The following is an 8,403-nucleotide window of genomic DNA, read 5'->3' as shown; positions in this document are numbered from 1 at the left end:
GTTGGGTGGGGGTTGGTGTTTTGCGCCGGGGCCCCTCTGGGGTCCTGCCTCTCGCTCTTCCCCCCCCCCCCGCCCCCCCCCCCCCCCCACTACAGGTGAGGCGTCAGGCCGCGCTTACCGCCAACCATTGCTGCAGCAACTCGCGCACGTCGTGCAGCGAGGCGGTGATGTGGTGACCGTAGCCGCGCACTTCTTCGTCCGGCTCCAGCAGGTCCGGAATCTGGATGGTGGTCATGCCAGCGGCCAAGGCCGCGCGCACGCCGGTTGGTGAATCTTCCAGCGCCAGGCAATGCACGGGGGCGACGCCCAAACCGTGCGCGGCGTGCAGGTAGATATCCGGGGCCGGCTTGGAATGGGCGACATCGCTGCTGGTGGCAACGAACTGGAAATACTGCAGCAGCCCAGCCGCCTCCAACTTGCGTTGGGCAAGCGGTGAACGCGTCGCGGTGGCCACCGCGCGCGGGATGTCGTGCTCGCGCAGCAATTCCAGCAACTCGATGATGCCCGGCCGCAACGGCACGCCGGCATCAACGATGTCGGCATAGCGCGCATAGGAATCGGCCAGCAGTGCGTCGGTACGCTGCATGCCCAGCACGTCAGCCAGTTTCTGCCGGGTGGTGGCATCGGAGGAGCCGATCAGGGACAGCAGCAGCGGGCGCGGCAAGGCATAGCCGTGCTGCTGCGCGGTCTGCTCCAGACAGCCCATCAGCGCGCGCTCGCTGTCCAGCATCAGCCCGTCCATGTCAAACACCAGCGCCTGCGGGCGGGCCAGCAATTCCATCAGGCCTGCTCTCCAAACAACACCGCCAGATCGGCGGCATCGAGCTGACGCCATTGGCCTTCAGGCAGATCGCCCAGGCCCAGGCCGCCGATGCGCGAACGGTGCAGCGCCTGCACGTGGTTGCCCACCGCGGCGAACATGCGCCGCACCTGGTGGTAACGACCTTCGTGCAGGGTCAGTCGCGCGACGCGCGGACCCAGCACCTCAAGTTCGGCGGGCAGCAAGGGCTTGTCGTCCGACTCCAGCAGCAGCGCGCCGCTGGCGAACTGCGCGGTCTCATTGCCGCTCAGGTCTTCCGCCAGCTGCGCTTCGTAAACCTTGTCCAGCTTCGACTTCGGCGACACGATGCGATGCAGCAGCTGGCCGTCATCGGTCATCAGCAGCATGCCCGAGGTATCGCGATCGAGGCGACCGACGCTGGACAGCACTGGGTCGCGGTCGCGGAAACGCTCGGGCAACAGCTCATAGATCAGGCGGCCATGGTCTTTGGTGGAACAGGTGTAGCCGGCCGGTTTGTGCAGCATCAGGATCAGGCCAGGCGGCGGGTCCAGCACTTCGTCATCGATGCGGATGTTGTCGTGCTCGACCTTGTCGTCGGCGTACAGCACATCACCCTGCGCATCGGTGATGCGGCCCTCGCGGAACATCTGCTGCACCTGCTTGCGGCTGCCGTAACCGAGGTTGGCGATGTGTTTGACCAGCTTCATGCGCGACCCCGGGTACCGACGATGACCTTGAAACCATCGCGCTCGGCGGCAACACGCACCTGGCCGAAGCTCTCGGTCAGGATCTGCTCATAGGGCAGATGGCGGTTGGCGACCATGAACAACTGCCCACCCGGGCGCAGCGACTGCGCGGCCACGGCAATGAAACGACGGCCGATGTCGGGCCGGTCTTCGCGCGCCGGGGTGTGGAACGGCGGATTGGAGACGATGAAATCGTAGCGGCCATCGATGCCGGCGGTGACGTCCTGCCAGCGGAAATCCAGCTTCACCTGCTCGCCGACGTCGGCCAGGTTGTGACGGGCCAGCGCCAGCGCGCGCGCCTCGGCCTCGTACAGATCCAGCGCGGTGACCTTGGGGCAGCGCGCCAGCACTTCGGAGGACAGATAGCCCCAGCCAGCGCCCAGATCGGCGCCACGGCCGGCCAGATCCGCCGGCAGCTGCTCGACCAGCAGGGCCGAAGCCGGATCGATGCGGTCCCAGGCGAACACGCCGGGGCGGCTCAAGAAGCGGCCGTCGACGATCTTGCGCGGTGCATCCAGCGCGGCCCAGCGCTTGTGCAGCGCCGCGTCGTGCTGGCCTTCGGCTGGCAGCGACCAATAGGCGCGACAGTGGTTTTTGGTCAGCGTGCCGCCCAGCCCGGCCAACTGCTGCAGGTCGCTTTCGCCGGAGCGGGCGCCTTCGTTGTTGGACTGGCAGGCGAGGATGATGCCGCCCGGGGCCAGCTTGCCCAGCGCCTGTGCGAACAGCGCGCGGGCTTCGTCGCGCTGCCGCGGCGGCAGCACCAGCACCAGCGCATAACGCTCGTCGGACTGCTCCAGCGCCTGCTCATCGCGCACCTCCCAGCCACTGCCCTGCAGCGCCTCGGCAAACGGGCGGAAGCTCTGCGAACAAACCAGTTGGGTGCTGTCTGCATGCTCACGCAGCGGCCAACCATCGCGCGCACGCAGGAACAGGACCGGCCCCTGCGGCCAGCGCAGGCCAGCCTTGGAGAACGGGAGGAACAGGGTTTCCAACGGTGCGTCGTGCGGAGCAGGCATGCCGGTCATTCGTCTAGCAGGGCCGGCCATTCTACCGGGCCGGCCCCGGTCACCGGCCGCAGCCAGCTGAATGAGGCCTCGCGACCGCGCTGGATCAGGGTTCAGCAGCCGGCAAATGCTGCACCTGGAGCACGCTGTCCAGCCACACCACATGCTGCTGGCAGGCCCGCAACAGGTCTTCCAGCCGCACGGTCGCGTTCACCCCGGGCTCCTCGTTGTGGTCGGCAAAGTGCTGCAACGTCGGCTGCGCGGTAACGGTGCCAGCCACACGACTGCCATCCTTGAGGACCAGCATGACCCGGGCCTGCTCCGGCAACTGGCCGAGCAAGGCCTCCAGCGATGCGATCAGCATCGGGTCGGAATAAACATGGGGCGCGTACAGGGGCATGGCGGCGTCCATGAGTGAACGCCGTCACAGTACCGTTTTTCCGCGTGAAATCCGTGCAAAGATTTCAGCGCGGCAAGCGCGCGTCGCGGATCGCCGCAATCAGCTGCGCCACGCTGTACGGCTTGGCCAGATGCCCCTGGAAGCCAGAGGAAAACGCGCGCCGCCGGTCATCGGCACGGGCCAGCGCGGTCACCGCCACTGCCGGCAGCTCATCGCCACCGACGCCCAAGGTCTCGCGCAGGGTGTGGATCAGGCCGTAGCCATCCATGCCCGGCATGCCGATATCGCTGATCAGCACATCGAACGCGGTATGTCCGCGCAGGTCCAGCAGCTCCAAGGCTTCGGCAGCGGTGCTGGCTGTAACCACCGACGCGCCCTGCTCTTCCAGCAGGCGGCGGATGTAGCCCAGCATGTCGACCTGGTCCTCCACCGCCAGCACGCGCAGACCCTGCAGGGCGTTCGGCACCAGCACCTGCTCGCCGATGCGACCGCGCTGTACGCGCCGGCGCGGGTGGTTTGCCGCTTTCTGCGCTTGGAACTCGGGCAGGCGCAGAAGGAAGGTGGCGCCATGCCCCGGCCCCTCGCTGGCCGCGGAAACCGTACCGCCATGCAACTCGGTCAGCTGCTGGACGATGGCCAGACCCAGCCCCAGACCACCGTGGCGGCGGGTGGTGGTGCTGTCGGCCTGACTGAAACGGCTGAACAGGTGTTCCAGGAACTCAGCTTCGATGCCATCACCATCGTCCTTGATCTGCACCACCAGATGACCGGCCTCATGCCGCAGGCTGATCTCGATCCGCCCTTCCACCGGTGTGAACTTGATCGCGTTGGACAGCAGGTTGCCAAGGATCTGCTGCAGACGGGTGGCATCGCCGAGCACCGGTTGCGGCAATTCCGGCAGTTCCAGCACCACCGTCTGCGCCTTGCCTTCGGCCACCAGTTCCTGCGCACGCACCGCTTCGCGCAGCTGCTCGGACAGATCCAGCACTTCCACTTCCAACTGCACCTTGCCCAGCAACATGCTGCTCAGGTCGAGCATGTCCGACATCAGGTTCTTCTGCGTCATCGCGCTGCTGGCGATCACTTCCATGCCGCGACGCATCGGATGGTCGGCATCCATGCGTTGCAACAGCAATTCGCTCCAGCCCAGCACCGTGGTCAGTGGTGTACGCAGCTCATGCGACAAGGTGGCGAGGAATTCATCCTTCATCCTCGCCATGCCTTCAGCTGCGTTGCGGGCAACACGCTCGGCGGTGAGCAGGTCTTCACGCGCCAATTCGATCTCACGGCGCTCGGTGATATCCGGGCTGTTGCCGGCCAGGCCGATGAAGCGGCCATCGGCCGAAAAACGCGGCACGGCGTTCATTTCCAACCAGCGCCATTGCCCATCGTAGCGGCGTACGCGGGTATTGGCGTGCAGCTCGGTGCGGCCGTTCAACGCAGCCTGCAGTTCGTACTCGAACGATGCACGCTCGTCCGGATGCAGAAAGCGCTGCCAGGGGTCCGGCCCCAGGTCCTGATCAGCTGGCAGCCCGAAGAAGGTGAAGAACGCCGTGTTGACGAAGCGCAGCTGGCCGAGGTCATCCACCACCCAGACCGGCATCGGCAGGCCGTCAGCCAAGGCGCTGAAACGCGCCTCGCTTTCGGCCAGCTCGGTTTCAATCCGCTTGCGTGCGGAGATATCAAAAAGGAACACCGCAACCTGGTGCTTGTCGGGCTTGCCGATGCGTACCGCTTCCACCGAATACCAGCGCGAGGGCTCCGACACCTGCCGCTCGAACTGGCTGATCCCACCCTCACTGACCACCCTGCCAAAGGCCTGGAACCAGTCCGCTTCCATCGCCGGCACCACCTCGCTGGCGCGGCGACCGGTGACATTGCTCAGACCGGTGACCTTCTGGAAACCCGCATTGACCTTGCGGTAGATGAAGTCCACCGCGACGCCGTGTTCAAACACCAGTTCGATCACACAGAATCCGCTGGCCACCGCATTGAATACCTCCCGATAGAGGCTGGAGCTTTCCAGGTCCTCTTCATCCAGAGACAGCAATGACAGGTGTGAGTCCGAGTTGGGGGCAGGCATTGTCGGAAAGGTGAAAGGGCGCGGCAAAGTGGGGAAGATGTGCCAAGCAGTCTGGGCGAGAAACCATCCACGCCCCGTGATGATGAACCATCGCTCAATCCACTGCTGCGAACTGGCACCGGGTTCATTGCAGCGTAAAGCTGTCAGTTGCACACTTCCACCATCAAAGTCCTGAGGAGCACGTCATGAAAACACTGACCGTTACCGGACTTGTCCTGGCCTGCCTGCTGGCTGTTGGCGGCGCCGATGCCAAGCCGCGCACCGTTTCCGATCCGCAAGCCCCGCGTGCCCTGCCTGCCGAAGGCCCGGTGCAGGTGCAGTGGACCGACCCGGCCCAGTTCACCGAGCTTCGCTACAGCCGCAACCGCTGGGATGCCCAGCGTGGCGACTGGGTGGAGGATCTGGCCGAACACCTGCGCAAGCAGGCCAGCAAGCAGTTGCCGGAAGGGCAGAAGCTGGACGTGACCATCACCGACATCAAGCGTGCCGGCGACTACGAGCCGTGGCACGGCCCGCGTCTGGACGATGTACGCATCATGCGTGACATCTACCCACCGCGTATCTCGCTGCAGTTCACCTTGACCGATGCCAATGGCCAGGTCATCGACCAGGGCGAGCGCAAGCTGTCCGACACGGGTTATCTGCTCAACAGCAGCCTGCCCAACAACACCGACCCGCTGCGTTACGAGAAGCGTCTGCTCAATGATTGGGTACGCCGCGAACTGCAGGGCGATCGCAGTACTGCAGGGTTGTGATTCGCACCGCTTAGATTGGAAACAGAAAGGGCCGCAATGCGGCCCTTTTTGTTTCACCTGTAGTGCCGAGCCATGCTCGGCAGAAGCTTTGCCGGCACCACATCAGCACAGAGCCAACCCCTCCCCAACCCTCCCCTCCGCCTTCGGCGCAAGGGAGGGAGCAGAAGCATCACGCCGACAAATACACCCGCGGCGTGCGCTTGAGGCTGCACGGCAAGCGATAGGCGCTGGTATTGCAGCGCGGCGCCAACTCGGAAATGGTCGGCGCATTGCCCCACAACTGCACGATGCTGCCACGTGCGGCCTGCGGGTGATCGGTCAGGTCCACGGTCAACATGTCCATCGATACACGACCAATCAACCGACCAGGTACGCCGTCGATCAGCACCGGCGTGCCATTGGGTGCGAACTGCGGATAGCCATCGGCGTAGCCCATCGCAACCACGCCTACACGCGTTGGCTTTTCAGCAACAAAACGCGCGCCATAACCCAGCGGTTCGCCGACGGCGAGTTCGCGCACCGCGATCACCCGCGACTGCAGGGTCATCACCGGACGCAGCTGCGCGGCATGCGGGCTGGGCTGCGGATACAAGGGATCTGCGCCGTACAACATCAGGCCCGGACGTACCCAGTCACTGCGCACATCCGGCCAGCCCAACAAGGCCGGCGAATTGCACAGACTGGTTTCACCGGCCAAACCTTCTGTCGCACGGACGAAGACATCCAGCTGCTCGCGGGTGCGGTTGCTGTCCAACTCATCGGCACGCGCCAGGTGGGTCATCAACACCAGCGGGCCAACCTGCGGCAGTGCGCTCAGGCGTGCATGCGCATCGCGGAATTCCTCCGGCGACAGACCCAGCCGGTGCATGCCGCTGTCCAGCTTCAGCCAAATGCGTAGCGTGGCATCGGTCTTGAATGCTTCCACCGCCTCCAGCTGCCACGACGTTGCCACCACCACCCAGAAATCATGCTCGACGATCAACGGCAGCTCGGCCGCGTCGAAGAAGCCTTCCATCAACAAAATCGGGCCACGAATGCCGGCCTGACGCAGCTCCAGCGCCTCTTCGATGCAGGCCACGCCGAAGCCATCGGCCTCGTCCTGCAGCGCACGGGCGCAGCTCACCGCGCCATGGCCATAGGCATCCGCCTTGATGATCGCCAAGGCCTTGCCACCGCCGAGCTGGCGGGCCAGCCGGTAGTTGTGGCGCAGTGCGTCCAGGTCGATCAGTGCCTGTGCCGGGCGCATCAGTGCTGGCCCTTGCCGTAGCGGAAGATATCCAGGCCTTCGGTGCTGATCTGCGGCTGCTTGCCGCTCATCAGATCGGCCAGGTAACGGCCGGAGCCGGCCGCCATGGTCCAGCCCAGGGTGCCATGGCCGGTATTGAGGAACAGGTTGCGATACGGCGTTGCGCCGATCACTGGCGTGCCGTCCGGGGTGGCCGGGCGCAGGCCGGCCCAGAAGCTGGCCTGCGACAGGTCGCCGCCATCCGGATACAGGTCCTTGACCACCTTCTCCAGCGTGGCGCGACGACGCGGCTCCAGCGACAGATCGAAACCGGCCACTTCGGCCATGCCACCAACGCGGATGCGGTCTTCGAAGCGGGTGATGGCGATCTTGTAGCTTTCGTCGAGGATGGTCGAATTCGGTGCCATCGCCGCATTGGTGATCGGCAGGGTCAGCGAGTACCCCTTCAGCGGGTACACCGGCAGCTGCATGCCCAACGGTGCCAGCAGCTGCGGCGAATAGCTGCCCAGCGCCAGCACATAGTGATCGGCGGTCTCAAGCTTGCCATTGATGCGCACGCCGGTGATGCGGTCGCCCTCGGTCTGGATCGAAGCGATGTCCTGGTCGAAGCGGAACTCGACACCGGCCGCTTCGGCCAACGCCGCCAGCTTGGTGGTGAACAGCTGGCAGTCGCCGGTCTGGTCCTCGGGCAGGCGCAGCGCGCCGACCAGCATCTCGGTCTTGCCGGCCAACGCCGGCTCAACCCGGGCAATGCCCTGGCGGTCCAGCACTTCGTAGGGCACACCGTATTCGCGCAGTACCTCGATGTCCTGCGCGGCGGCGTCCAGCTGCTGCTGGGTGCGGAACAACTGGGTGGTGCCCAGTTGGCGACCTTCGTAGTCGATGCCGGTGGCGGCGCGCAGCTCGTTGATGCAATCGCGGCTGTAGTCGGACACCCGCACCATGCGCGCCTTGTTGACCGCATAGCGGGCCGAGGTGCAGTTGCGCAGCATCTGCCACAACCAGCGGTACTGGGCGATGTCGGCGGTCGGGCGGATCGCCAGCGGCGCGTGTTCCTCGAACAGCCACTTGATCGCCTTGAACGGCACGCCCGGGGCGGCCCACGGCGAGGTGTAGCCGAACGACAGCTGGCCGGCATTGGCAAAGCTGGTTTCCAGCGCCGGCGCCGGCTGCCGATCCACCACGGTGACCTCAAAGCCGGCCTGCCGTAGATACCAGGCACTGGTCGTGCCGATCACACCGCTGCCAAGCACCAGAACACGCATTTTCATTCTCCGGACCACATCATTCCCTGCGCACGGGATGGCAGGGGCTAGGAACGGCGCAGTATATTCAGGGTCAACCAGTGTTTTTAGCTGTATTGATATGACAGATCAGGGTAATTTCCT

At 65.1% G+C, this 8,403-nt stretch carries 8 protein-coding genes; 1 reads left to right on the top strand and 7 read right to left on the bottom strand.

Annotated features, from left to right (window positions below):
* Positions 1-103 precede the first annotated feature (103 nt).
* The 5 genes from ACVOMF_RS13935 to ACVOMF_RS13915 all read right to left on the bottom strand — a co-directional run bounded on the left by ACVOMF_RS13935 (position 104) and on the right by ACVOMF_RS13915 (position 5,014).
* A complete protein-coding gene (locus ACVOMF_RS13935) occupies positions 104-781 on the bottom strand; it encodes an HAD family hydrolase (protein ID WP_481509830.1) in 678 nt (225 codons plus the stop codon).
* A complete protein-coding gene (locus ACVOMF_RS13930; protein ID WP_481509829.1) occupies positions 781-1,488 on the bottom strand; it encodes a pseudouridine synthase in 708 nt (235 codons plus the stop codon). Before ACVOMF_RS13930 ends, ACVOMF_RS13935 begins: the two co-directional genes overlap by 1 nt.
* Positions 1,485-2,543 (bottom strand): class I SAM-dependent methyltransferase, encoded by a 1,059-nt coding sequence (locus ACVOMF_RS13925; RefSeq protein WP_481509828.1) that lies wholly within the window; start codon positions 2,541-2,543, stop codon positions 1,485-1,487. The genes ACVOMF_RS13930 and ACVOMF_RS13925 overlap by 4 nt, the downstream gene beginning before the upstream one ends.
* Positions 2,544-2,637: 94 nt before the next feature.
* Positions 2,638-2,943, bottom strand: a complete 306-nt coding sequence (locus tag ACVOMF_RS13920) for a DUF3247 family protein (RefSeq protein WP_481509827.1) — start codon at positions 2,941-2,943, stop codon at positions 2,638-2,640.
* Positions 2,944-2,995: 52 nt separating this feature from the next.
* Positions 2,996-5,014 carry an ATP-binding response regulator gene (locus ACVOMF_RS13915; RefSeq protein ID WP_481509826.1) on the bottom strand — a complete coding sequence of 673 codons (2,019 nt, stop codon included), beginning with the start codon at positions 5,012-5,014 and terminating at the stop codon, positions 2,996-2,998.
* 185 nt (positions 5,015-5,199) lie between these two features.
* Here ACVOMF_RS13915 and ACVOMF_RS13910 point away from each other — a divergent pair, with 185 nt between their 5' ends.
* Positions 5,200-5,769 (top strand): DUF3016 domain-containing protein, encoded by a 570-nt coding sequence (locus ACVOMF_RS13910; RefSeq protein ID WP_481509825.1) that lies wholly within the window; start codon positions 5,200-5,202, stop codon positions 5,767-5,769.
* A gap of 169 nt (positions 5,770-5,938) precedes the next feature.
* On the opposite strand, the gene alr is transcribed toward ACVOMF_RS13910, so the two are convergent.
* On the bottom strand, positions 5,939-7,015 hold the full coding sequence (gene alr, locus ACVOMF_RS13905; protein WP_481509824.1) for an alanine racemase: 1,077 nt from the start codon (positions 7,013-7,015) through the stop codon (positions 5,939-5,941).
* Complete coding sequence (locus ACVOMF_RS13900; protein ID WP_481509832.1) at positions 7,015-8,280, bottom strand: D-amino acid dehydrogenase; 1,266 nt, start codon at positions 8,278-8,280, stop codon at positions 7,015-7,017. The genes alr and ACVOMF_RS13900 overlap by 1 nt, the downstream gene beginning before the upstream one ends.
* Positions 8,281-8,403: the final 123 nt, after the last annotated feature.

The sequence above is a fragment of the Stenotrophomonas sp. STEN022 genome (assembly GCF_056760155.1).
Note: the sequence above shows the minus strand (reverse complement) of the source record. Positions and strands in the feature narration are given on the sequence as shown.